A 22,626-nucleotide genomic window follows, 5' to 3' on the forward strand; every position below is an offset into this window, starting at 1 on the left:
CACGGGACGGGCACCCTCGCGGCTACCGTCCGGGGGTGCCTCGCCCCAGCTCCACGCGGGCTCCTGCCACCCGCGATCAGGCCGATGCGTACCGCTTCGGCCTGCGCAGGCTCGAGGCTGCACTGGTGCGCGGCGATCCCGTGCCGCTGCACGAGCAGATCCGCTCGCAGCGCCGGGCCGCTCTGGTGGGCGTCCTGCTGGGGATGCTCGGGCTCGGCGCGGTGCTGGGCTACGCCAAGATCGTTCCCGCGAAGGCGTGGAAGGACCAGGCCGTGGTCGTCGGCTCCCCGTCCGGGGCCATGTTCGTGGTGGCGGGTGACCGGTTGGTGCCCGTCGCCAACCTGACGGCCGCCCGGCTCGTCGCCGCCGCCGTGCGCGGACCGGGTGCCGGCGACCCCGCGAGACTCGCACCCGTCACCATCGCGGACGCCTCGCTCGCCGAAGGTGCCCACACCCCCACCGCCGCGGTGCCCGGTGCGGTCGCCGTGCGCCCCGACGCCACCGTGGCGGCGGGCTGGGCGGTGTGCGACCAGGTCACCGACGGCGGCCAGGTCGCGGCAACCACCGTGCTCGGGGGAGTGGCTGCGCCCGTGCCCGATCCGGACGGCGACAGCGTGCTGCTGGCCGGGCCCGACAGCGCCACCTGGCTCGTCACGGGCGGCCACCGGCACCGGCTGGACACGTCCGACGGGCGGTTGCTCGCGGCGTTCGGGCTCAGCCGCCCCGTGCCGCGCAGCGCGTCGGCCGACCTGCTGTCCCTCATCCCCGAGGGTCCGGCGCTCGCGATCCCGGACGTGCCCCGCCGCGGCGATCCCGCGCCTGCGGGCCTGCCGGGGAGGGTCGGCGACGTGCTCGTCACGCAGCCCGGCGGCAGCCCGGCGCAGTACTACGTGGTGCTGGCCGCGGGATTGCAGAAGACACCGAAGATGATCGGTGAGCTGCTGGCGGAATCCTCGCCAGCCCGGGCCCCGCGCCCCGTCGCGTCCGGAGTGCTGGACGCGGCCGCACAGGTCGACCTGCTGCGCGTCAACGGCTGGCCCGCAGACTCGCTGCGGGTGCTCGAGCCCGCCGACGCGCCCGTCACCTGCTGGACGTGGGTCGACGGCGGTGTCCCCGGCGGCGGCACGTGGTGGGGAGCGGCACTGCCGAGGACCGGCTCGCCTCCCGTGCCGCTCGCGCAGGCCGACGGGGCGGGTCCGCGGATCGACGCCGTCGCGGTCGGTGGCGGTGGGACAGTGCGCGCCACCGGGCCCGGCCGGGCACCGGGTGCCGGCCCGCTGTGGCTGGTGTCGGCGGGCGGCGTCGCGTACGGGGTGGCCGACGCCGCCACCGCGGCGGCGCTCGGCGTGGGCCCGGCCGCACCGGCGCCCGAGGCGGCGCTGCGGCTGCTGCCCGTCGGGCCGCTGCAGGATCTCGCGCAGGCCGGGCACGTGGTGGACGTGCTTCCCGGAGGCTGAGCCCGAGCGACCTCGCACACCCACGCGGTCTTCGCAAACGTTCTCCGGTCGTCGCAGGGTGTGCAGCGTGTGCGAGGACCTGGGTGGGTGTGCGAGGTGGGGATCAGGCCGGGCGCCGGCGGCGCAGCTGCCAGGCCGCGAGCGCCCCGGCCGCGAGCAGCGCCGCGGTTGCCGTGAGGTCGAGGCCCGCTCCGCCTGCCGGCAGCGCGGGTGGGGTGGGCGCGGGTGGGAGCTCGGCCTGCGGGGCCGCTGCGGCGACGGCGCGGTCGAGCACGGCGGGTACCGCGGTGAGCGCCGCAACCGGGTCGATCACGCCGTTGCCGACGGTGTCGTTGCGGCCGCCTGCCGGGCGCCGCGCCGTGGCGATGATGCGGTCGGTGACCTGGGCGGCGGTCAGTGCCGGGAACCGCTGCCGGATCAGCGCGGCCAGCCCGGCGGCCCACGGTGCCGCGAAGCTGGTGCCCCGCACGTCGATGTCGGTGGTGCCGCCACCGACGGCCAGCGACCGCATGTCGGTGCCCGGCGCGGCCACGTCCACCCAGGGACCGGGCACGGTGAAGTCGGCGGGCGCGTCGTCGGGGCCGACGGCGCCGACGGCCAGCAGCTCGTCGTACCAGGCCGGCAGCGGGACCTGGGCCGTGCCGGCGGCGGCGCAGGAGCCCGAGCCGACGTTGCCGGCGGCGGCCACCACCACGACGTCGGACCGCGCGGCGAACCGCAGCGCGGCGTGCACCGACTCGCCCGTGGTCGCCGCGAGGCCGGGGGCGACGCAGACGGCCTCGGAGATGTTGATGACCCCGGCCCCCTCCCGGACGGCGAGCACGATCGCGTCGGCCAGCGTCTCGGTGTCGCCCGCCTGGTGCGACGAGCCGCTCGGGCCCGCGACGGCGTAGCTGGGGCTGGACTGGCGGATCGCGAGCACCGTGGCGCCCGGCGCCATGCCGGACATCCCGCCGGGTGCGTCGGCGGCCGCGGCGATGACACCCGCCACGGCGGTGCCGTGACCGTCGCAGTCGTCGAAGCCGTCGCCGCCGGTGAGGTAGTCGCCACCGGCACGCAGCCGGGACCCGAGCTGGGGATGGCGCTCGACGCCCGTGTCGATCACGGCGACGACCTGGCCTGCGCCGGTGGCGAGCCGGTGCACGGCGTCGAGCTGCATGCGGGTGGCGGCGTCGGGGATACCGGCGGCACCGGGAGCGGGAGCGTCGGGCGCCGCGGGGGAGCACGCCTGCTGGGCGCGCAGCCCCGGTGCCGGACCCGGGCGGTGCCCCGGCGGCGGATCGCTGCTGACGGGAGGCGGAGCCGGCGGCCCGACGACCGCGGCCGGCACCGGCGCGGGACCGACCAGCGTGGCCACCGCGAGAGCCAGCACCGCGGCCCGGACGCTCACTGCTCGCGGAAGATCCGGTAGAGGTCCATCGCGCCGAACGCGAGCGGTACCGCGGCGGTCACGAGCAGCGCCTCCAGCCAGTCGACGGCCCGTCGCGCGACCGGCGAGCCGACGCGTCGCGGGCGGCCCATCGCGAGCAGCCCGGCCCCGCCTGCCACGAGCAGCACCACCCCGGCGAGCGGCCGGGCGATGGCGGCGTCGCGGCCGCCGAGCAGCACCGCCAGCGCCACGGCGGCGGTGATCGCGGCCAGCAGCGAGGCGCGGGTGGGTGCGCGGTCGGCGTAACCACGGGAGCGCAGCGCCAGCACCGCAACGGTGACACCCGCGACCGCGGGCCCGGCCCAACCGCTCCCGGCGGCCGCGGTCGCTGCGCCGGCTGCCGCCACCGTGGCCCACCCCCCGACCAGCCCGGCGAGATAGCCGCGGGCGAGGTCGGCCCGCTCGGCGAGCTCGTGGGGCGGCAGCAGGTCAGGGCCGCTGTCGGCGTCGACGAGCTCGTCACCGTCGGCCGGGACGAGCGGTCGGGGCAGTCCGGCCAGACGCAGCGCGATGCGGGGGAGGATGGGTCCGGCGGCGACCGCAACGGCGGCGACCGCGGCGGCAGCCGCTGCCGGCGCCACCCCGAACCGGACGGCGACGGCGGCCGCTGCGGCCGGCACGGCCGCCACGACGATCCCGACCAGCACCGGCGCGACCACGCGCAGCACCACCTGGGCGGCGGCCGCGGCGACGCCGGCCGCGGTGACGGCCAACAGCACGCCACCGGAGGGCCCCGACGCCGCCCAGCCCGCCGCGGCGGCGAGCGGCACGGCGGCCAGCGCAGCGGTGCGGGCCGCGTCGGACCCCGTGGTTCGTGGCACCGGGCCGGGCTCGCGGACCAGGCGCGCGGCGTGGGCGACGGCGACGGCCGCTGCCACCGCGGCGACACCGGCACCGATCAGGCCGGGAACGGTCCAGGCCAGCATCCCGGCCGCGGCGACGACGAGCGTCAGCACCACCGCGGCCGGGAACGGATGCTCGCCCGCGCTGCCGCTCCCGGCCGTGGCGGCCAGCGCGTCGACCGGGTCGTCGAACACGGGTGGGGGCGGTGCGGCATCGGCGGGGCCCACCCGCAGCAGCTCACCGTCGAGCACCCCCAGCTCGGCGAGAGTGGCCGCGACCGGCAGTGGACCGCCCGCCGCACCGGACAGCCGCCACGGCAGCGGCCGCCGCACCGGGCCCGCCGGGACGGGAGCGGGCTCGCCGACCAGCTCGAGCACCATCGGCAGCAGCTCCGCCACGGGCACGTCGGCCGGCAGCGCGACGTCGACCCGCGTGCGTGGAGCCAGCACGGTGAGCCTGCAGAACTGCCCGTCACCGGCCATGCGGCGCCTCCCGGCAACTGAGATCGACGAGTTGTTCCGAACGCCCACGGGGGACCCCGGCTGCTGCCTAGCATCGCAAGGCCGGTGCGTTCCCCGTGGCCGTTTGGGGGAATCCGCGCTGCCGGCACCGAACGGAAGGGGTGGCGATGGGAACCGTCGGCGTCGTGCGTCCACGCCGGGTGCCACCACGCTCACCCGTTGGCGAGCTGGCGCTGGAGCCACCACCGGAGCCGGAACGGCTGGTGCCGTCCGGGGTGCTCGCGAAGATGCTGCCGCTGCTCATGATGCTGGGCGCGGTCGGGTTCGTCGTCGCGAGCCCGGGGGTCACGGGTTACCTGTTCGGCGGCATGTTCGCCCTGTCCGCGCTCGGCATGATGGCCACGGGCAGCGGCCGCGGCGGCGGCAACCGCTCGGCCACCCTCGACGAGGATCGGCGCGACTACCTGCGCTACCTCGGGATGCTGCGCGAGCGTGTCCGCTCGATCGCCGCTGAGCAGCGGGCGGCGGTCGAGTCGGTGCACCCCGAGCCGGCGGCATGGCCCGCGGTGCTGGCCGCGGGCCGGCTGTGGGAGCGGCGAGCGGCGGACTCCGACTTCGGGCAGGTGCGCGTGGGGATCGGGCCCCAGCGGCTCGCCACCCGGCTCGTCGCGCCCCACACGGGTCCGGTGGAGGGCATCGAACCGGTCACGGCGCTGGCGCTGCGCCGGTTCCTGCGCGGCCATGCCGTCGTGCCCGACCTGCCGCTCGCGCTGTCGCTGCGCGCCAGCTCCACGGTCTGGCTGGAGCCGACCGATCCCGCAGCGGGCCTCGTCGACGTCCGGGCGCTGGGCCGGGCCGTCGTCGCGCAGTACGCGCTGTGGCACAGCCCGGCCGACGCGCTGGTGGCGGTGGTGGCGCCGCCGTCGCTGGCGCCGGAGTGGGAGTGGGTCAAATGGCTGCCGCACGCGGCCCATCCCCGCCGTCGCGATGCCATCGGAGCGCTGCGCATGATCACCGCCGACGTCGACGACGTGCGGCGGTGGTGGGTGGCCGAGCTCGCCGGCCGGCAGGCGGGGGCCGGGGTGGGCGAGCCGCACCTGCTCGTCGTCGTCGACGGGGTGGCCGAGGGGCCGGGCCCGTGGGCGGGCGTCGCAGGCGTCACGGTGCTGCGGGTGGGTGCCCCGTCGGGGCGGCGCCCGGCGCCGTCGGTGGTGCGGCTGCAGGTGGGCGGCGGGCGGCTGCACCGCGCCGGATCCGGGCCGAGTTCCGGCCCGGCTGCCACCGATCCCGCGATGGGTCCGGCCGCCGGCCGCACGGAGATCGGCGTGCCCGATGCGCTCGGTGCCGCCGAGGCGCTGGCGATGGCGCGCCGGCTCGCGCGCTACCGGCCCGCCGGCCTCGAACCCGATGCGGCCGACGGCACCGGCCGGGCCGCTCTGCAGCTGCCCAGCCTGCTGGGAATGGCTCCGGGAGCGGCCGGGATCGCCGCGCTGCGGGCGCGCTGGGCGGCGTCGGAGAGTGATCGGCTGCGCGTCCCGATCGGTGTCGACGAGCGCGGCGCACCGGTCACGCTGGATCTGAAGGAGTCGGCGCAGGGCGGCAGCGGCCCCCACGGGCTGTGCATCGGTGCCACCGGCTCCGGCAAGAGCGAGCTGCTGCGCACGCTCGTCTGCGGGCTCGCCGCCACGCACTCCTCCGCCGAGCTCAACCTCGTGCTCGTCGACTTCAAAGGCGGCGCCACGTTCCTCGGCCTCGCCGCGTTGCCGCACGTCAGCGCTGTGATCACCAACCTCGCCGACGAGCTCACCCTCGTCGACAGGATGGCCGACGCGCTGGCCGGAGAGATCACCAGGAGACAGGAGATCCTCCGTGCGGCCGGCAACCTCGTCGGCGTCGCCGATTACGCCGCGGCCCGCCGCGCGGGCGCCGAGCTGCCGCCGCTCCCCGCCCTGTTCGTGGTGGTCGACGAGTTCTCCGAGCTGCTCGCGCAGCGGCCGGAGCTGATCGAGCTGATGGTCACGATCGGACGGCTGGGCCGCTCGCTGGGCCTGCACCTGCTGCTGGCCTCCCAGCGGCTCGACGAGGGCAGGCTGCGCGGGCTGGAGTCGCACCTGTCCTACCGGATCGCGCTGCGCACGTTCTCCGCGGCAGAGTCGCGCGCCGTGCTCGGCGTGCCCGACGCGCACCAGCTCCCGTCGGCTCCGGGATCGGCGTTCCTGGCCACCGGCACCGACGAGCTCGTCCGCTTCCGGGGCGCCTACGTGTCGGGGCCGGGCACCCCTGCCGCGGTTCCGGCCGGGCCCGGTCCGGCGCGGCCCCGGCCGCGCGCCCACCCGTTCCGCGCGGGTCCGGTCACCGCCGCGCCCGCCGGAGGTGGCGGCCCGGCGCCGTCGGCGCCCTCCGGAGACGCCGAGGACGCCGGACCCACCGTGCTCGACACCGTCATCGCCGCGCTGCAGGGCAGCGGCCCGCCCGCCCACCGGGTGTGGCTGCCACCGCTCTCGGTCCCGCCGCCGCTGGACGAGCTGCTCGGGCCGATCCGGCAGGTGCCCGGGCGCGGGCTCGTGGCGGCCGCAGCGCCGTCGGGTGCGCTGCGGGTGGCCGTCGGGCTGATCGACCGGCCCTACCAGCAGCGCCGCGACCCGCTGGTGGTCGACCTGGCCGGTGCCGACGGACACCTCGCCGTCGTCGGCGGCCCGCGCAGCGGCAAGTCCACCGGGCTGGCCACCACCGTGCTCGGGCTCGCGCTGACCCACCGGCCCGACGAGCTGGGTGTGCACGTGCTCGACTTCGGTGGCGGCGCGCTGACCACGCTGGCCGGGCTGCCGCACGTCGGCACGGTCGCCGATCGGCAGCAACCCGACCTCGTGCGGCGCACGGTGGCGGAGTTCTCGGCGGCGCTGGCCCGTCGCGAGCTGCTGTTCCGCGATGCCGGCATCGCCTCGGTGGAGGCGTTCCGGGCCGGGCGCGCACAGAGCCGCTTCGACGGCGAACCTGCCACCGACCTCCTGCTCGTCGTCGACGGCTACCTGACGCTGCGCGGCGAGTTCGACGACCTGGAGGCGCGACTGCTCCCCCTGGCCGCGCAGGGCCTGTCCTACGGGCTGCACCTCGCGGTCTCGGCCACCCGGTGGAGCGAGCTGCGTCCGGCGTTCAAGGACCTGCTGGGCACCCGGCTGGAGCTGCGGCTGGGTGAGGCGGCGGAGTCGGAGGTCGATCGCCGCCGGGCCGCCGCGGTACCGCCCCGGCACGGGCACGGGCTCGCGGTCGACGGTGCACCCACGCTGCTGGCCGCTCCCCGGCTCGCGGGTGGCGATGACGCCGGGGACGGGGCCGACACCGCTGCACTCGTCGCGCGGATCGCCGCCGCGGCCACCGGCCCCGGGTTCCCGCCGGTGCGGCTGCTGCCCGAGCTGGTCGAGCTCGCCGCACTGCCGCCCGCCGAGCCGGCCGCCGGCGGCACGGCGGGCGCCATCCCCATCGGCCTCGACGAGGAGCGGCTCGCGCGGGTCGAGCTCGACTTCACCGCCGAGCCGCACCTGCTGTGCTTCGCCGACGCCGAGAGCGGCAAGACGTCGCTGCTGCGGCTGATCGTCCACGGCATCACCACGAGGCAAGCTCCCGACGCGGCCCGGCTCGTGGTGATCGACCACCGGCGCGGCCTGCTCGGCTGCGTCCCGTCGTCGCACCTCATCGCCTACGCCAGCACGCCGGAGACCTCGGCGGCGGCGGCCCGGGAGGTGGCCGAGTCGCTGCGCCGCAGGCTGCCGGGCCCGAACGTCACGCCGCGGGCGTTGCGCGAGCGCAGCTGGTGGACCGGTCCCGAGGTCTACGTTCTCGTCGACGACTACGACCTGGTCGCACCGGGCGGCGCCGCGGTGCACCCGCTCCTGCCCCTCGTCGAGTTCCTGCCACAGGCCAAGGACGTGGGGCTGCACGTCATCGTCGCGCGCCGCAGCGGCGGTGCCGGCCGGGCCCTGTTCGACCCGATGCTGGGGCGGCTGCGCGAGCTCGCCGCGCCCGGGCTGGTGATGAACGGCAGTCCCGACGAGGGTGCCCTGCTCGAAACGGTCAAGCCGGCGCCGCAGCCACCGGGGCGTGGCGTGCTCGTCGACCGCCGCCGGGGGATCCGGCGGTTGCAGCTGGCCTGGCTCCCGCCCGCCGCAGACGATCCTGCCCCCGACGATCCTGCAACCGATGATGCGGAGGACGCCCGGTGAGGTTCACCGCGATCGCCGTGCAGACCGGCGCCACGGCCCTGCGGATCGCGGGCGTCGAGCAGGGCGGCGCCCCGCGACTGCTCGCGCAGCTGCCCGGTGGCGCGGTCCACGGGATCGCGGCGCTGCTCGACCAGCTCGTCGGGTCGCCACCGGACGAGCTGCTGCTGGTGCATCCCGGGCACTGGTCGGGGGAGCGGGCCGTCGGCTGGGCCCGGGGTGCCGCCGATCTCGCCGGCCGGGTCCGCACCGTGCCGGCACCGGTGGCTGCGGCCGCGGGGGTGAGCGCCCGGGTGGTGTTCGACGTCGGCCAGACCGGTGCGGAGGCGGCCGTGGTGCACCGTGGTGCCGTCGTGGCACTGCGCCGGGTGCCGGTGGGCGGGGCCCGCCTCGACGACGCCGTGCTGGAGCTGCTGGGGGCCCAGGAGGCGCTGCACACCGAGGCCGCCCGCCGGGAGGTCCGGCGGGTCCGTGAGGCGCTCTCGCTGCAGCCTGCGGCCACGGCGCGCACCCCGGCCGGACGGGTCCGGGTCGACGCCGAGCAGTTGCGCGCCGCGCTGCGGCCGCGCCTGCAGGAGGCCGTGGCGCCCCTGCAGGAGGTGCTGGCGATGGTGCGCGGCCGTCCCGGCCCGGTGCTCCTGATCGGCGGGGTGGCCCGCACGCCGTTGCTGGCCGAGCTCGTCGACGCTGCGGGTGCTGCTGCGGGTGCTGCTGGGGGTGCCGCCGCGGTCGTCGCCTCCCGGCCGGATGCCGCCGCGGTGCTCGGGGCGCTCGCACTCGCCGGGGACGTGGACCACGGCGAGTGCGACCCGACCGGATCGGGTGAACCGCCGCCGGCCGACTCGTGGCTGGCTCCGGCACCACCGCGCAACCGGCACCCGGTGCGCGCCGCCGTCGCGGCGCTGGCCGTGCTCGGGCTCGGTGGCGCGCTGGTCGGCGCGGGCAGCATGCTGCCGGTGGCCGAGGCCGCCGCCGTGCCGTCCGGGGTGCTCGTGCAGTACGGCTACCGGCTCGACCTGCCCGCGGGCTGGGAGCACACCGGCGGCCTGCCGGAGCGCAGGCGCAGCCTGATCACGCCCGTGGCCGCTCCCGATGGCAGCGACGTGATCGCCGTCGAGCGCACCCCGCTGGGCTACGACTCCGGTGCCGAACCGGACCGCGCCCAGGCGGAGCTGCGGGCGGCGTTCGACGCAGCCGTCGCGCAGGGGTCGGCGCTGTCGGGCTACGTCGCGGCCGACCGCCTCGCGGGCCGTGCCGTCACCACCTACCGGCAGCAGGAGCAGAGCAACACGATCGTCGACTGGTACGTGGTGCTCGACGGCGACGCCCAGCTCAGCGTCGGCTGCCGGCACACCCCCAGCGGCGCCGCGGTGATGCGCCCGGCCTGCGCGACGGTGGTGGGCTCGGTCCGGCGCGCCTGAACCGACATGCGCGGCGTTCACACATGCACACGATCAACGGCGAACGCCCACGGAGGGACCCACCCGGCTGCGATCGTGCCGGCACAGAGCAGTTCACCACGCAGCACCGATCAACGAGGGGTGGGCCCGATGGCTGCCGGATTCGGTACGACGACCGAGGAGATGCAGAGGGCGGGCAAGCATGTGCTGTCCGTCAACGAGAGCGTGCAGGCGGAGCTCTCCGCGCTGCGCGGGCAGCTCGCTTCGCTGCAAGGCGCGTGGCGGGGGGAGGCCGCCGGCACGTTCACCCAGCTGATGGTGCAGTGGGACACCGACGCGCGTGCCATCAACGAGGCGCTGCGCGGCATCGGCGAGGCGATCCAGGGCTCGGCGATGACGTATCAGCAACACGAGGACCAGCAGGCGGGCGACCTGTCCGCGATCCGTGCGGCACTGGGCTGAGAGGGAGCCGGACATGAGCGAGATCAAAGTCACCTTCGCGGCGCTGGAGAGCGCGCAGCAGAGCGTCACCGGCACGTCGGGGCGCATCTCCGGACAGCTCGAGGATCTCAAGCGCTACATCGCGCCGATGGTCGCCAGCTGGGAGGGCGCGGCGGCCACCGACTACCAGGCCAAGCAGCGCCAGTGGGACGCCGCATCGGCCGACCTCAACCGGGTGCTCGCCAAGATCGGGGTGGCGCTGGGCCTGGCGAAGGACGCTTACGTGCAGGTAGAGAACGCCAATGCCGCGCGGTGGTCGTGACCACGCGGGCCTTCCGGCGATCTTGAGGGCGTCGGTGCCCGTCGGTTGGAGGGGGTGTTTTGACCCCGCTTCGGACCGGCGGGTACCCTCGTTCTTCGACGTGCGGTGGGTGGAAACCCGCGGTCGCTTCACCGCGGCTCGCACGGCCCGGCAGTTGTGATTTTCGGCAGCGCGGGCCCGGCGCCTTCCGCATCCGCGCACCAGAAGCAGCTCCCGAGTATTTCGACGAGCACACGACAGCGACGAGGTAGGTCCGTGCCCACGTACAGCCCCAAGCCCGGCGAGATCACCCGCGCCTGGCACGTGATCGATGCCACGGATGTGGTCCTCGGCCGGCTCGCCACCCACGCCGCCACGCTGCTGCGCGGCAAGCACAAGCCCACCTATGCCCCGCACATGGACACCGGCGACTTCGTCGTGATCATCAACGCGGAGAAGATCGCGGTCTCCGGCAACAAGCGGGAGAACAAGTTCGTCTACCGCCACAGCGGTTACCCGGGCGGCCTCCGCAAGCGCTCGGTCGGCGAGATGATCGAGAAGCACCCGGATCGCCTCCTCGAGAAGGCCATCACGGGCATGCTCCCCAAGAACAAGCTCGGCCGCGCGATGGGCAAGAAGCTCAAGGTCTACGCAGGCCCGACGCACCCGCACGCCGCGCAGCAGCCGGCCGCGTTCGAGATCACCCAGGTCGCTCAGTGACTGAGCCGATCAGCAACGAAGTGGAAGAGGGACAGACCGTGAGCACCCCCGAGCCGGAGATCGAGGCTGTCGAGGAGGCCGCCGTCGACGCCGAGGCCACCGAGATCGAGGCCCCCGAGGTCGAGGCCGACGAGCAGGCCGTCGACGAGCAGGCTGCCGTCGACGAGTTCGACCAGGAGATCGAGGTCGACATCGCGGCGGAGGCCCCGATCGTCTACTCCGACCGCCCGATCCAGACCGTGGGTCGCCGCAAGGAGGCCGTCGTCCGCGTCCGCCTCATGCCGGGCACCGGTGCCTTCAAGCTCAACGGCAAGACGCTCGAGCAGTACTTCCCCAACAAGCTCCACCAGCAGCTCATCCGCGAGCCGCTGGTCACGGTCGAGAAGACCGAGCGCTTCGACATCTTCGCCAACCTGCACGGTGGCGGCACCTCGGGCCAGGCAGGCGCGCTGCGCCTCGCCATCGCCCGTGCGCTCATCGAGTCCGACCCGGAGGACCGCCCGCCGCTGAAGAAGGCAGGCTTCCTCACTCGTGACCCGCGTGTCATCGAGCGCAAGAAGTACGGCCTCAAGAAGGCCCGCAAGGCGCCTCAGTACAGCAAGCGCTGATCTCCTTGGGCGAGCGACGTCTCTTCGGTACAGACGGCGTTCGTGGTTTGGCCAACGGCGAGCTCCTCACTCCGGAGCTCGCCGTTGGGCTTTCCGCGTCCGCCGCACGGGTGCTGGCGCACCGTGACGGGTCGCGCCGGGCCACCGCCGTCGTCGGGCGGGATCCGCGGGCCAGTGGCGAGATGCTGGAGGCGGCGGTCGTCGCCGGCCTCACCTCGGCAGGGGTCGACGCCGTCCGTGTCGGTGTGCTGCCCACCCCGGCGGTCGCGCACCTGGTCGGCGTGCTCGGTGCCGACCTGGGCGTGATGATCTCGGCGTCGCACAACCCGATGCCCGACAACGGCATCAAGCTGTTCGCCGCGGGCGGCCACAAGCTGGCCGACGAGCTCGAGGACGCGGTGGAGGCCGGCATCGGCCAGGCCGTCACGCGGCCCACCGGTGCCGCCATCGGCCGTGTCCGGGATCTCCCGGACGCCGCCGAGCGCTACGTCGAGCACCTGCTCGCCGCCACGCCGGCAGCGCTGGGCGGCCTGCGCCTGGTTGTCGACTGCGCGCACGGTGCGGCGTCGGGTGTCGCACCCGAGACCTACCGGCGGGCGGGTGCCGAGGTGATCGCGATGAACGCGGCACCGGACGGTCTCAACATCAACGACGGGGTCGGCTCCACCCACCTGGGTCCGCTCCAGGAGGCCGTGCGCGCACACGGTGCGGCCCTGGGCATCGCCCACGACGGCGACGCCGACCGCTGCCTCGCCGTCGACGCCACCGGTGCCGTCGTGGACGGCGACCAGATCATGGCCGTGCTGGCGCTCGCGCTGCGTGATGCCGGTGAGCTCGTCGAAGACACGCTCGTCACCACCGTCATGAGCAACCTCGCCCTGCACCTGGCGATGCAGGCCGCCGGGATCGCGGTGCGCACCACCCAGGTCGGCGACCGGTACGTGCTGGAGGAGCTGCGCACGGGCGGGTTCACCCTCGGCGGTGAGCAGTCCGGCCACTTCGTGCTGCCGCGCCACGCCACCACCGGCGACGGCCTGCTGTCCGCGCTGCTGCTGATGGCGCGGATGGCCACCACCGGCTCGTCGCTGGCGGAGCTCGCGTCGGTGGTCAACCCGCTGCCGCAGGTGCTGCACAACGTGGCGGTGGCCGACAAGGACGCCGTCGCCGATGCGGCGTCGGTCCGTGATGCCGTCGAGGCCGCGCGGGTGGAGCTGGGCGGCACCGGGCGGGTGCTGCTGCGCCCGTCGGGCACCGAGCAGCTCGTGCGGGTGATGGTCGAGGCTCCCACGGCAGAACTGGCGCGAGCCACGGCCGTCCGGCTCGCGGAAGCCGTCGCCGCTGTGGGCTAGGACCGGTCGGTACGCCGACTTCGCACGCCGTCGCCAGTCCTCGCACACGTTCCAACTCCTGCGAGCACGGGTCACGGTGTGCGAAGTCGGGAGGCGGTGTGCGAGGTGCCTCCGTCGACCCGCTCCAGACCAGTTCTTCCGTTCGGCCCCGAACCGGACGGTGCATGCGGCACCATCGACGCATGCCCTCGGACGTGCATCGGGATCCGGTCCGCCTGCGTGGGCACGCCGCGCGCACGCACGAGCTGGCCGACGTGCTGGCGGCCGCCCTTCATGCCCCGGATCGGCCCGCGGTGTTCGCACCCGGTCGCACGGCCGATCTGGAGCGCCTCGACACCGCCGTGCAGCGGGCCGTGCGGGAGCTGGCCGAGCTGGCGGCCGCGTTGGCCGCCGCTGCCGCGCTCGGGCCGGCCGACAGCGAGATCGCCGACGTGCTGCGGCGCGCGGCCGAACCCGGCACCCCATGACGGAGCCGATCCTGTCCGCGCTGTGGTGCACGCGCCTGGCCGACGTGCTGGCCGATACGGCCGAGCAGGTCGGTGACCTCGTCGGGCGGCTCGTCCAGGACTGGCCGGACGCGCACGGCTCACCGTGGCTCGAGCGCGCGGGGCTGCTGCACCGTGAGCTCGATCGGCAGGCGGCCGACGCGTCGCAGCTGGGTGCCGAGCTGACCCGCGAACACGCCGATCCGGTGGCGGCTGCGCCACCGCCGCCGGTCGACCTCGTCGGGGCACTGCTCGCCGCCGCCCACAACCGCGGAGCGCGGCTGGCCGGCACCGACGGCACCCGGGCCGACCCCGACCGCGGGATGCGGATCGCCGAGCTGCCGGGGAGCACGGAAACGCACTGAGACCACCGCCGAGCGCCCACTGGTTCCGGTTCGATCATGAACCAGTAGGCGTTCGGCCCTGATCAGACCCGGTCGGCCAGCACCGTGCCCGGCACCTTGCCGTCCACCAGCACGTCCACGCGGTCCTCGTCGCAGAGGTGGCGCAGCAGGAAGCCCGTGACCAGCGCGCGGGTGATCCGCCGCGTCTTCGCCTCGGGCCCGCCGGCGAGCACGAGGTCGCTCCAGTGCGAGCCGTCGAGGAACCCGGAGTGCGACGCCTTGGGCAGCGTGCGCAGCCAGGTGGGGCCGCTGGTGGTGGCGGCGATCTGGTCGGCGTGGCCCGCGGCCGGTGCCACCGTGTCCTTGCCGGCGGCGATGTGCAGCGCGGGCACGGTGAGCGCGCGCGCCGAGTCGATCACGTCGGGGTGGGTCTGGGCGGCCGCGATCGTCACGAGCGCCGCGAGCCGCGCTCGCCCGTTGGCGGCGATCAGCGCCGCGCCGGCGCCGATCCCGTGTCCGACGAGCGCGCTGCGGCGCCCGTCCACGCTGATCCGGCCGTCGCCGAGCCGGACGCCAGCGCAGACGTCGAGCGTGGTGCGCAGGTCGGCGGCGAAGGCCGGGTGGCTGGGCAGGATGCCGCGGTGGTTCGACGGCGCGGCCGTGACGAAGCCCCACGATGCGAGGTGGCGCAGCAGGTCGGCGTAGCGGTCGGCGGGCTGGAGCCAGTCGTGGGCGAACACGACGACGGGCAGCCCGAGGCCCTCCTCCGGCGCGAAGACGATGCCGGGGATGCCGACCATGCCGAGATCGCCCCGCAGCACCCGGTGCGGGCCGGGCGCGGAGAGGTGACCGACCGCGTCCTTGCCGTTGCGGACCGCGGGCGGTCGCAACGCCGGGTTCGTCCTCATCGCAGACATCACAGACTTGGTCCTCGCCACAGGGAGAACGTAGTGCAGACAGGGCCGTTGTGAGCGTTCTGTGCCCGTGGGCAGGCCCGTTCGTGCTACCGAGCCGAGCTCGGAGGGCCGCAGTAGCGTCAGCGACCGTGAGAGGAATCTGGACGGCCCAGCAGATCCGCGACGCCGAGGCGGTGCTGCTCGCCCGCACCGCCGACGACGCGTTGATGCGCCGGGCCGCGTTCGGGCTCGCCGTGCACGCGTGCCGGATGCTGGCGGCCCGCGGTGTGGCCGGGTCACGTGTCGTGCTGCTCGTCGGCGCCGGTAACAACGGCGGTGACGCGCTGTGGGCCGGGGTGCAGCTGTGTCGCCGCGGTGCCGGCGTCACCGCCGTGCTGCTGGATCCGGCTCGCGCCCACGCCACCGGCCTCGCGGCGCTGCGGCGCAGCGGTGGGCGGGTGGTCGACGCCACCGAAGCCACAGTCGGCGCCGGGCTCGTCGCGACGGCGGACCTGGTGCTCGACGGCATCGTCGGCATCTCCGGCAAGGGCGGCTTGCGCGCCGGTGCCGCAGCGCTGGTCGAGGCCGCGGCCGGGGTCCCGGTGCTGGCGGTCGACCTGCCCAGCGGGGTGGATGCCGACACCGGCGCCGTCGACGGTGCCGCCGTCACGGCCACGGCCACCGTCACCTTCGGCGCGCTCAAGCCCGTGCACGTGCTGGCGGCGGCCCGGTGCGGCCCGGTGCACATGGTGGACATCGGGCTCGGCCCGCTGCTCCCGGCGCCGCACGCCCACGTGCTCGACGCCGCCGACGTCGGCGCCCGGTGGCCGGTGCCGGGCCCCACCGACGACAAGTACAGCCAGGGCGTCGTCGGCGTCGCTGCCGGCTCGGCCACCTATCCGGGTGCCGCCGTGCTGGCCACCGGGGCCGCGGTGCTGGCCACGAGCGGCATGGTCCGGTTCGCGGGCACCGCACGGGCCACGGTGGGCGAGCGCTGGCCCGAGGTGGTGGCCACCGACACCGTCGACGCGGCCGGCCGGACGCAGGCGTGGACGGTCGGCCCCGGGATCGGCACCGACGACGCCGGCCGGGAGGTCCTCGAGGCGGCACTGCAGCGCGACGTTCCGCTGTGCCTCGACGCCGACGCCATCACGCTGCTGGCACAGCACCCCGGGCTGCGCGCGGCCGTGCACGGGCGGCCGGTCGTGATCACCCCGCACGCCGGTGAGTTCGCCCGGATCGCCGGGGAGGTGGGGACCGATCGGGTGGCTGCGGCGCGCCACGCAGCGGTCGAGCTGGGCGTCACGGTGCTGCTCAAGGGCAACGCCACGGTCGTCGCGGATCCCGACGGGCGGGCGCTGGTGCACCCGGCGAGCGGCTCGTGGGCGGCCACCGCAGGGTCGGGCGACGTCCTGTCCGGCCTGATCGGAGCGCTGCTGGCGGCCGGTCTGGAGCCGTGGTGGGCAGCGGGCTGCGCCGCGTTCGTGCACGCCGCGGCGGCCGAGCTGGCCGCCGCGGGCGCCCCGGCACCCGCGTCGGCGCTGCAGGCGGCGATCCCCGAGGCGATCCGCGCGGTGCGCTCGGCACCCGGGCCGTCCGCCGCGGGATGAGAGGATGCGGAGCGTGGCAGAACCCGGTACGGCCCGAGCCGAAGCGGTGGTGGACCTCGCCGCGGTCCGCCACAACGTCGCCGTACTCGCCGGGCTGGCGCCCACCGCGGCCGTGATGGCGGTGGTCAAGTCCGACGGGTACGCCCACGGTGCCGTTCCGGTGGCACGGGCCGCGCTGGAGGCGGGCGCCACCTGGCTCGGGGTCTGCTCGCTCGACGAGGCGCTCGAGCTGCGCGCCGCCGGCATCACCGCACCGCTGCTGTCCTGGCTGCACGTGCCCGGTGAGGACTTCACCGCCGCCGTCGCCGCCGGCGTCGATCTGTCGGTGGCCACCCGCGCGCGCCTCGACGAGGTGCTCGCCGCGGCCGGGCGGGCCGGGCGGCAGGTGCGGCTGCACCTGAAGATCGACACCGGGATGACGCGGGGAGGTGCCCCGCAGTCGGAGTGGCCCGACCTGCTCGACGCGGCCGCGAAGGCGGTGGCCGACGGCCTTGCCGAGGTGGTGGCCGTGTGGTCGCACCTCGCCCACGCCGACGAGCCCGAGCACCCGATGCTGGACCGCCAGGCCGCCCGGCTCACCGCCGCCTGGCAGCAGGCCCGCGACCGCGGCCTGAGCCCGATCCGGCACCTGGCCAACTCGGCGGCCACGATGACGCGCCCGGACCTGCACTTCGACCTCGTCCGGCCGGGGTGCGCCGTGTTCGGCCTCGACCCGCTGTGGCGCCCGGTCGACGAGTCGCCGCTGCGCCCGGCGATGACGCTGCAGGCGCGGGTGGCGCTGGTCAAGCGGGTGCCGGCCGGTGAGGGCGTGTCCTACGGGCACGAATGGACCACGCCGGCCGCCACCACGCTCGCGCTGCTGCCGATCGGGTACGCCGACGGGGTGCCGCGCCGCCTCGGTCGCAACGGGCGGATGCAGGTGCTGCTCGGTGGCGAGCTCCGGCCGGTGGTCGGGAAGGTGTGCATGGACCAGGTGGTGGTGGACTGCGGTGACGTCGCGGTGCGCGAGGGTGACCACGCCGTGCTGTTCGGTCCCGGCGACCGCGGGGAGTCCACGGCCCAGGACTGGGCCGACGAGCTCGACACCATCCACTACGAGGTGCTGACGGGAATGCGCGGCCGCCGCGTGGCCCACACGGTGATCGACTCCGGCGGGAGCCCGTCGTGGTGAGGCCCGGGCTGCTCTGGGGTGCCGTCGCCGGCGCCGCGGGCGCCGCCGTCACCGGGGTGGCCGTCGGTGCCGCCGCCCGCAAGCGCAACCAGATCGGGGCGGAGCGCCGCCGCCTGGCCACCACCCTGTCCGAGGGGGAGACCGAGCCGGGCACGTTCCCGCCGGGTGAGCCCTCTTCGGTCACGGCCGACGACGGCGTCCGGCTCTCCTGCGAGGAGATCGAGCCGGCCGCCGGGGCGGCAGTGCTGACGGTCGTGCTGGTGCACGGCTTCGCGCTGGACCGGCGCACCTGGCACTTCGAGCGGCGCGCGTTCTCGGCGCTCACCGACCCGAGGGTGCGGCTGGTGCTCTACGACCTGCGCAGCCACGGCCGCTCCGAGCGCGCTCCGCGGGCCAGCTGCACGATCGAGCAGCTGGGCCGCGACCTGGACTCGGTGATCCGCGCGCTCGCGCCGGAGGGACCGCTGGTGCTCATGGGCCACTCCATGGGCGGCATGACGATCATGGCGCTGGCCGAGCAGAACCCTGAGCTGTTCACCGAGCGCGTGGCGGGCGTCGCGCTGCTGGCCACATCGGCCGGTGAGGTGGGCTCCGCCGGGATCCCGGGCGCACTGCTGTCGCGGCGCAACCCGCTCACCCGCGGCGTCGGCCTGCTCGCCCGGCTCCAGCCGAACCTGGTGGAAGGCGTGCGCCGGGCGGCGGGAGACATCATCTGGGCCATCACCCGCAACTTCGCCTACGGCGACCACGACGTCGCGCCCTGGCTGGTCGACCTCGTCGACTCGATGATCAGCGCCAACGCCGTGGACGCCCTCACCGACTTCGTCGACACCGTGGGCAGCCACGACCGCGTGGCGGCGCTGCCCGCGCTCGCGAGCTGCGAGGTGCTGGTGGCGGCGGGCGACGCCGACCGGGTGATCCCGTTCAGCCACAGCGAGGTGATCGCCGCCGAGCTGCCCGACGCCACACTCGTACTATTCCCCGGTGTCGGGCACCTGCCGATGCTCGAGCGCCCCGTCGCGATGGACGAGGCGCTCACGGAGCTGCTGCGTCGCAGCGCGGTGCGGGCCGAGCAGCAGGCGGCCGACGCGCGCAAGGCCGGACGCACGGGGCCGGGCCGGTTCCGGCGGCGTGCATGACCCGAGGACAGAACGCAGGAGGTCGGACCGCGGTGCCACCGGAAACGTCGCTCGGCACGGGCTTGTCGCTCGACACGGAGCTGGAGCTGCCCGAACCCGCCGACACCGAGGCGCTGGGCGTGCGCGTGGCCGCGGAGCTGGGCGCCGGTGACCTCGTCGTGCTCTCCGGGCCGCTGGGTGCGGGCAAGACGGTGTTCGTGCGCGGCCTGGCCCGCGGGCTGGGGGTGAGCGGCGCCGTGACGTCGCCGACGTTCGTGATCGCCAGGGAGCACGCGCCGCTGCCCGGTGGCACCGGGGTGCCGCTGGTGCATGTGGACGCCTACCGGCTCGGCGGCGGATCCGTCGACGTGGCCGCCGAGCTCGACGACCTGGATCTCGACACCGACCTCGATGCCGCGGTGGTGGCGGTGGAGTGGGGCGAGGGCGTGGCCGAACGGCTGGCCGAGCGCTACCTGCTGGTGCGGCTCGCGCGTCGCCCGGACGACGTCCGCGTGGCGACGGTCACGTGGCAGGCCCGCGGATGATCGACACCGTGATCTTCGACTGGGGCGGCACGCTCGTGCCCTGGGTGACGCTCGACTCCCACGACGGGTGGCGCGCGTTCGCGGGCGCCACGCACGCCGACGACGAGGCCGCGGCCGCGGAGCTGGCGGCGACGCTGCTGGCCGCCGACGATGCACGCTGGGCCCGCGTACGTGAGGGCCACCACGCCTTCACCCTCGCCGACGTGCTGGCCGACGCCGTCGCCCGGCACGACGAGGCCGCCGTCGCCGCCTACCGCACGTTCTGGGAGCAGGGCACGCTGACCGATCCCGAGGCCGCACCGATGCTGGCCACGCTGCGCGAGCGGGGCATGCGCCTGGGCGTGCTGTCGTCCACGCTGTGGCCCGCCGAGTGGCACGAGGACTGGCTGCGCCGCGACGGCATCCTCGACGCGTTCGACGCCTGCGTGTGGAGCAGCGACCTGCCCTACACGAAGCCCCATCCCACGGCGTTCCGCGCGGCGATGGACGCGGTGGGCGCCACGGACCCGGCCCGCTGCGTCTACGTGGGGGATCGCCTCTACGACGACGTCAGCGGCGCCAAGGCAGTGGGCATGCGCGCAGTGCTGGTGCCGCACTCCGACATCCCGGCGGGGCAGCTCGTTCCCGTGGACGTGCAGCCCGATGCCGTGATCCAGCGCCTTTCGGAGCTTCCGGACGTCATCGCCGACTGGTGATCCGGAGTTGTCCACAGGTCGATGCACCTGGGGACAGCTCGGCGCGGCTCAGGGCCCGGTGGGATGTCCGGACCCGGCGGCAGGCCGATCGAGCGCACGTACGGGAACGCTGCCGGACGCGTATCGACGCTGGTCAGGGCCATGAACTCCGGCCAGATCCGCCCGGGGAACGAGGCGCCGTCGATGGGGGTGCCCGCCGCGGTGCGGATCGGGGTGTTGCGGTCGGTGCCCATCCACACCGCGGCGGCGACGGCCGGGGTGAAGCCCGCCGTCCACGCGTCGTTGTTCTCCCCCTCGAACCGCGACGCCACGGTGCCCGTCCGCACCGCCACCGGCTCCGAGCCCGGCAGCTTGAGTCCCTCGTGGCGGCCACCCCGAGCATCGATTCCGTGACGATGCCTGCCACCCGCGCGGAGAAGCCCGCCGGAGGTGGGGCCGACGGCGACCATCGCGGCCCGTAGATCGGCAGGCTGCCCGGCCAGTCGCCCCTCGACGGCGGCGACCCCGTCGCGTCCGGTCGGGCCGACTCCCATGATCACCCACGACCCCGAGCGTCGCGGCGCCGTGTCATGGTTGCGCCCGGTGCGTGTCATGGCTCGGTAACGATCACCGGTCCCAGCGCCGGCACCGGGCGGCTCCGGATGGCAGCAAGGCTCTCCCGGGGGCCCCTCCACATCGGCCCGCAGCCACGCTCGTAGGCTCGACGGCGTGCTCGTGCTGGCTCTGGACACCGCAACCCCCGCCGTCACCGCGGGTGTCGTCGAGCTGACCGCTGACGGACTCCGTACTCGCGGCGCGTCGATCGCGCACGATCCGCGCAAGCACGGTGAGCTGCTGATCCCCGGCGTGCTCGCGGCGTGTGCCGAGGCCGGGATCACGCTGCAGGACATCGAGGCCGTGGTCACCGGCATCGGGCCGGGCCCGTTCACCGGCCTGCGGGTCGGGATGGTCACCGCGGCGTCGCTGGGCGACGCGCTGGGCGTCCCGGTGCACGGGGTGTGCTCGCACGACGCGATCGCCGCCGAGGTGGTGGCCGCAGGCCCGTTCCTGGTCGTCACCGACGCGCGTCGCCGCGAGGTCTACTGGGCCGCCTACAACGGCACCGGCCGGACACACGGGCCTGCCGTCGACGCGCCGGCCGTCCTCGCCGCCCGGGTCGCCGAGCTGGGGGTGGTCGCCGCGGCCGGTGCGCTCGCGGACACGGTCGGCCTGCCCGTGCTGGAGCCGTCGTCGGCAACCCCGGAGGGGCTCGTCGCGGTGGCTGCTGACGCGCTGCGCACGGGCGCCGACCCCGGCCTGCTGGAGCCGCTCTACCTGCGCCGCCCCGACGCGCAGGAGATGAGCGCGCGCAAGCGCGTGACCACCGGGTGAGCCGGCCGGAGCCGGCCACGGTGGAGGTCGGGCCGCTGCACGAGTCGGACGCCGCGCGCTGCGCCGAGCTGGAGCGCCTGCTGTTCCCCGGCGACGACCCGTGGCGCGCGAGCGCGTTCCGCGAGGAGCTGCGCGCCGGGCACGCCTACTTCGCCGCCCGCGTGGGTGGCGTGCTGGTCGGGTACGCCGGCATCGCGTTCGTCGCGCTGCCCCCGCAGGCCGAGGCCGAGGTGCACACGATCGGCGTCGACCCGGCGCACCAGGGCCGCGGCATCGGCCGGACGCTGCTGCGCGAGCTGCTCGCCGTGGCCGACGCGGCGGCGGCCACCGTGTTCCTCGAGGTCCGCACGGACAACGACCCGGCCCGCACCCTCTACGAGTCGGAGGGGTTCACCGTGGTGGGGGTACGCAAGCGCTACTACTGGCCCAGCCTCGCCGACGCCCACACCATGCGCCGCGACGCCGTGCCGCACCCGGCGTAGATCAGCTCGCACACACCTGCGGGTGCCCGCACACACCGTGCACGGTGTGTGCGGTGGCGTTGCGGTGTGTGCGAGCGGGCTCAGCCCGTCTTCGCCCGCGCGCGATGCGCCCGTACCCGGGCCCGCACCCCGCAGCGGTCCGCCGCGCACCACCGCCGCCGCCCGCCCGGATCCAGGAACGCCATCCCGCAGTCGTGGTCGGCGCAGGCACCCAGGTGCGCGCTGTCGGGCCCGCCCAGCTGCTCGACGGCCTGGCGGCACACGCGTCCCAGCGCCGCGGCGACGGTGGGTGGCCGGTCCGGCGCCGGGCGGCCGTCGCGCACGACGACCCGCGTGGGCAGGTCGTGATCGAGCCATGGCTGCAGCGCCGCGGCCTGCGCCGCGGTCACCGGCTCGGCCGCCAGCACCGCGAGCACGATCGGGCGCAGCGCCTCGCGCAACGCCCAGGCATTCCGGACGTCGTCCGCGACGGGCGCCCGCGCCGGGGTGAGGCCTTCGCGCTCCAGCCAGGTGGTGAGCTCGGGGAGCCCGCGCAGGCGTTCCACCGGCGCCGGTCCGTAGGCGCTGCCGACGGTGGCCAGCAGGTCGAGCCACGGCGGGCCGGCGTCGAAGCGCAGCGCGCCGTCGGCTTCCAGACGTTCACCGAGCGCAGGCACCCGTTCAATGTAACAGGTTGACAGGTT

General features: G+C 75.6%; 22 protein-coding genes. 18 read left to right on the top strand and 4 right to left on the bottom strand.

Features of this window, described 5'->3' with window-relative positions; genetic code table 11:
* The first annotated feature begins 35 nt into the window (after nucleotides 1–35).
* On the top strand, nucleotides 36–1,457 hold the full coding sequence (gene eccB, locus ACFPFQ_RS04585) for a type VII secretion protein EccB (RefSeq protein ID WP_379615059.1): 1,422 nt from the start codon (nucleotides 36–38) through the stop codon (nucleotides 1,455–1,457).
* 103 nt (nucleotides 1,458–1,560) lie between these two features.
* Here eccB and mycP read toward each other — a convergent pair whose 3' ends face one another.
* Together mycP and eccD are read right to left on the bottom strand one after the other, a co-directional pair.
* A complete protein-coding gene (mycP, locus tag ACFPFQ_RS04590; protein WP_379615061.1) occupies nucleotides 1,561–2,847 on the bottom strand; it encodes a type VII secretion-associated serine protease mycosin in 1,287 nt (428 codons plus the stop codon).
* The gene (eccD, locus tag ACFPFQ_RS04595) at nucleotides 2,844–4,211 is read right to left on the bottom strand and encodes a type VII secretion integral membrane protein EccD (protein ID WP_379615063.1); all 1,368 of its coding nucleotides are present in this window, start codon (nucleotides 4,209–4,211) and stop codon (nucleotides 2,844–2,846) included. The genes mycP and eccD overlap by 4 nt, the downstream gene beginning before the upstream one ends.
* 146 nt (nucleotides 4,212–4,357) lie before the next feature.
* Here eccD and eccCa point away from each other — a divergent pair, with 146 nt between their 5' ends.
* From eccCa to ACFPFQ_RS04640, 9 genes are all read left to right on the top strand, one after another.
* Nucleotides 4,358–8,410 (top strand): type VII secretion protein EccCa, encoded by a 4,053-nt coding sequence (gene eccCa, locus ACFPFQ_RS04600; RefSeq protein WP_379615065.1) that lies wholly within the window; start codon nucleotides 4,358–4,360, stop codon nucleotides 8,408–8,410.
* Nucleotides 8,407–9,828, top strand: a complete 1,422-nt coding sequence (locus ACFPFQ_RS04605; protein ID WP_379615067.1) for a type VII secretion-associated protein — start codon at nucleotides 8,407–8,409, stop codon at nucleotides 9,826–9,828. The genes eccCa and ACFPFQ_RS04605 overlap by 4 nt, the downstream gene beginning before the upstream one ends.
* Before the next feature lie 129 nt (nucleotides 9,829–9,957).
* The gene (locus ACFPFQ_RS04610) at nucleotides 9,958–10,269 is read left to right on the top strand and encodes a WXG100 family type VII secretion target (protein WP_379615069.1); all 312 of its coding nucleotides are present in this window, start codon (nucleotides 9,958–9,960) and stop codon (nucleotides 10,267–10,269) included.
* Between the two features lie 13 nt (nucleotides 10,270–10,282).
* The gene (locus ACFPFQ_RS04615) at nucleotides 10,283–10,570 is read left to right on the top strand and encodes a WXG100 family type VII secretion target (protein ID WP_379615071.1); all 288 of its coding nucleotides are present in this window, start codon (nucleotides 10,283–10,285) and stop codon (nucleotides 10,568–10,570) included.
* A 255-nt stretch (nucleotides 10,571–10,825) separates the two neighbouring features.
* A complete protein-coding gene (rplM, locus tag ACFPFQ_RS04620; protein ID WP_379615073.1) occupies nucleotides 10,826–11,269 on the top strand; it encodes a 50S ribosomal protein L13 in 444 nt (147 codons plus the stop codon).
* A 38-nt stretch (nucleotides 11,270–11,307) separates the two neighbouring features.
* Nucleotides 11,308–11,877 (top strand): 30S ribosomal protein S9, encoded by a 570-nt coding sequence (gene rpsI, locus ACFPFQ_RS04625; RefSeq protein ID WP_379615075.1) that lies wholly within the window; start codon nucleotides 11,308–11,310, stop codon nucleotides 11,875–11,877.
* A gap of 5 nt (nucleotides 11,878–11,882) precedes the next feature.
* A complete protein-coding gene (gene glmM, locus ACFPFQ_RS04630) occupies nucleotides 11,883–13,226 on the top strand; it encodes a phosphoglucosamine mutase (RefSeq protein ID WP_379615077.1) in 1,344 nt (447 codons plus the stop codon).
* Nucleotides 13,227–13,408: 182 nt separating this feature from the next.
* A complete protein-coding gene (locus ACFPFQ_RS04635; protein WP_379615079.1) occupies nucleotides 13,409–13,693 on the top strand; it encodes a hypothetical protein in 285 nt (94 codons plus the stop codon).
* Nucleotides 13,690–14,076, top strand: a complete 387-nt coding sequence (locus ACFPFQ_RS04640; RefSeq protein WP_379615081.1) for a hypothetical protein — start codon at nucleotides 13,690–13,692, stop codon at nucleotides 14,074–14,076. The genes ACFPFQ_RS04635 and ACFPFQ_RS04640 overlap by 4 nt, the downstream gene beginning before the upstream one ends.
* Nucleotides 14,077–14,138: 62 nt before the next feature.
* Here ACFPFQ_RS04640 and ACFPFQ_RS04645 read toward each other — a convergent pair whose 3' ends face one another.
* Nucleotides 14,139–14,963, bottom strand: coding sequence for a dienelactone hydrolase family protein (locus tag ACFPFQ_RS04645; protein WP_379615083.1), 825 nt, complete (start codon nucleotides 14,961–14,963; stop codon nucleotides 14,139–14,141).
* A gap of 137 nt (nucleotides 14,964–15,100) precedes the next feature.
* Here ACFPFQ_RS04645 and ACFPFQ_RS04650 point away from each other — a divergent pair, with 137 nt between their 5' ends.
* The 8 genes from ACFPFQ_RS04650 to rimI all read left to right on the top strand — a co-directional run bounded on the left by ACFPFQ_RS04650 (nucleotide 15,101) and on the right by rimI (nucleotide 21,943).
* Complete coding sequence (locus ACFPFQ_RS04650) at nucleotides 15,101–16,561, top strand: NAD(P)H-hydrate dehydratase (RefSeq protein WP_379615085.1); 1,461 nt, start codon at nucleotides 15,101–15,103, stop codon at nucleotides 16,559–16,561.
* 4 nt (nucleotides 16,562–16,565) lie between these two features.
* Nucleotides 16,566–17,732 (top strand): alanine racemase, encoded by a 1,167-nt coding sequence (gene alr / locus ACFPFQ_RS04655; RefSeq protein WP_379615088.1) that lies wholly within the window; start codon nucleotides 16,566–16,568, stop codon nucleotides 17,730–17,732.
* On the top strand, nucleotides 17,726–18,871 hold the full coding sequence (locus tag ACFPFQ_RS04660; protein WP_379615090.1) for an alpha/beta fold hydrolase: 1,146 nt from the start codon (nucleotides 17,726–17,728) through the stop codon (nucleotides 18,869–18,871). Before alr ends, ACFPFQ_RS04660 begins: the two co-directional genes overlap by 7 nt.
* A gap of 32 nt (nucleotides 18,872–18,903) precedes the next feature.
* Nucleotides 18,904–19,395, top strand: a complete 492-nt coding sequence (tsaE, locus tag ACFPFQ_RS04665) for a tRNA (adenosine(37)-N6)-threonylcarbamoyltransferase complex ATPase subunit type 1 TsaE (RefSeq protein ID WP_379615092.1) — start codon at nucleotides 18,904–18,906, stop codon at nucleotides 19,393–19,395.
* Nucleotides 19,392–20,090 (top strand): HAD family hydrolase, encoded by a 699-nt coding sequence (locus ACFPFQ_RS04670; RefSeq protein WP_379615094.1) that lies wholly within the window; start codon nucleotides 19,392–19,394, stop codon nucleotides 20,088–20,090. Before tsaE ends, ACFPFQ_RS04670 begins: the two co-directional genes overlap by 4 nt.
* Nucleotides 20,091–20,231: 141 nt before the next feature.
* A complete protein-coding gene (locus ACFPFQ_RS04675; RefSeq protein ID WP_379615095.1) occupies nucleotides 20,232–20,483 on the top strand; it encodes a hypothetical protein in 252 nt (83 codons plus the stop codon).
* A 315-nt stretch (nucleotides 20,484–20,798) separates the two neighbouring features.
* A complete protein-coding gene (gene tsaB / locus ACFPFQ_RS04680; protein WP_379615096.1) occupies nucleotides 20,799–21,461 on the top strand; it encodes a tRNA (adenosine(37)-N6)-threonylcarbamoyltransferase complex dimerization subunit type 1 TsaB in 663 nt (220 codons plus the stop codon).
* The gene (rimI, locus tag ACFPFQ_RS04685) at nucleotides 21,458–21,943 is read left to right on the top strand and encodes a ribosomal protein S18-alanine N-acetyltransferase (protein ID WP_379615097.1); all 486 of its coding nucleotides are present in this window, start codon (nucleotides 21,458–21,460) and stop codon (nucleotides 21,941–21,943) included. The genes tsaB and rimI overlap by 4 nt, the downstream gene beginning before the upstream one ends.
* Before the next feature lie 80 nt (nucleotides 21,944–22,023).
* On the opposite strand, the gene ACFPFQ_RS04690 is transcribed toward rimI, so the two are convergent.
* A complete protein-coding gene (locus ACFPFQ_RS04690; protein ID WP_379615099.1) occupies nucleotides 22,024–22,599 on the bottom strand; it encodes a CGNR zinc finger domain-containing protein in 576 nt (191 codons plus the stop codon).
* Between the last annotated feature and the right edge of the window lie 27 nt (nucleotides 22,600–22,626).

Source organism: Pseudonocardia sp. GCM10023141, assembly GCF_042653605.1.

Coding starts and splice junctions, on each gene's coding strand:
- eccD (WP_379615063.1), bottom strand. CDS start 4,211: ATGGCCGGTGACGGGCAGTTCTGCAGGCTCACCGTGCTGGCTCCACGC.
- eccCa (WP_379615065.1), top strand. CDS start 4,358: ATGGGAACCGTCGGCGTCGTGCGTCCACGCCGGGTGCCACCACGCTCA.
- ACFPFQ_RS04610 (WP_379615069.1), top strand. CDS start 9,958: ATGGCTGCCGGATTCGGTACGACGACCGAGGAGATGCAGAGGGCGGGC.
- ACFPFQ_RS04615 (WP_379615071.1), top strand. CDS start 10,283: ATGAGCGAGATCAAAGTCACCTTCGCGGCGCTGGAGAGCGCGCAGCAG.
- ACFPFQ_RS04635 (WP_379615079.1), top strand. CDS start 13,409: ATGCCCTCGGACGTGCATCGGGATCCGGTCCGCCTGCGTGGGCACGCC.
- ACFPFQ_RS04640 (WP_379615081.1), top strand. CDS start 13,690: ATGACGGAGCCGATCCTGTCCGCGCTGTGGTGCACGCGCCTGGCCGAC.
- ACFPFQ_RS04645 (WP_379615083.1), bottom strand. CDS start 14,963: ATGAGGACGAACCCGGCGTTGCGACCGCCCGCGGTCCGCAACGGCAAG.
- alr (WP_379615088.1), top strand. CDS start 16,566: ATGCGGAGCGTGGCAGAACCCGGTACGGCCCGAGCCGAAGCGGTGGTG.
- ACFPFQ_RS04670 (WP_379615094.1), top strand. CDS start 19,392: ATGATCGACACCGTGATCTTCGACTGGGGCGGCACGCTCGTGCCCTGG.
- ACFPFQ_RS04675 (WP_379615095.1), top strand. CDS start 20,232: ATGAACTCCGGCCAGATCCGCCCGGGGAACGAGGCGCCGTCGATGGGG.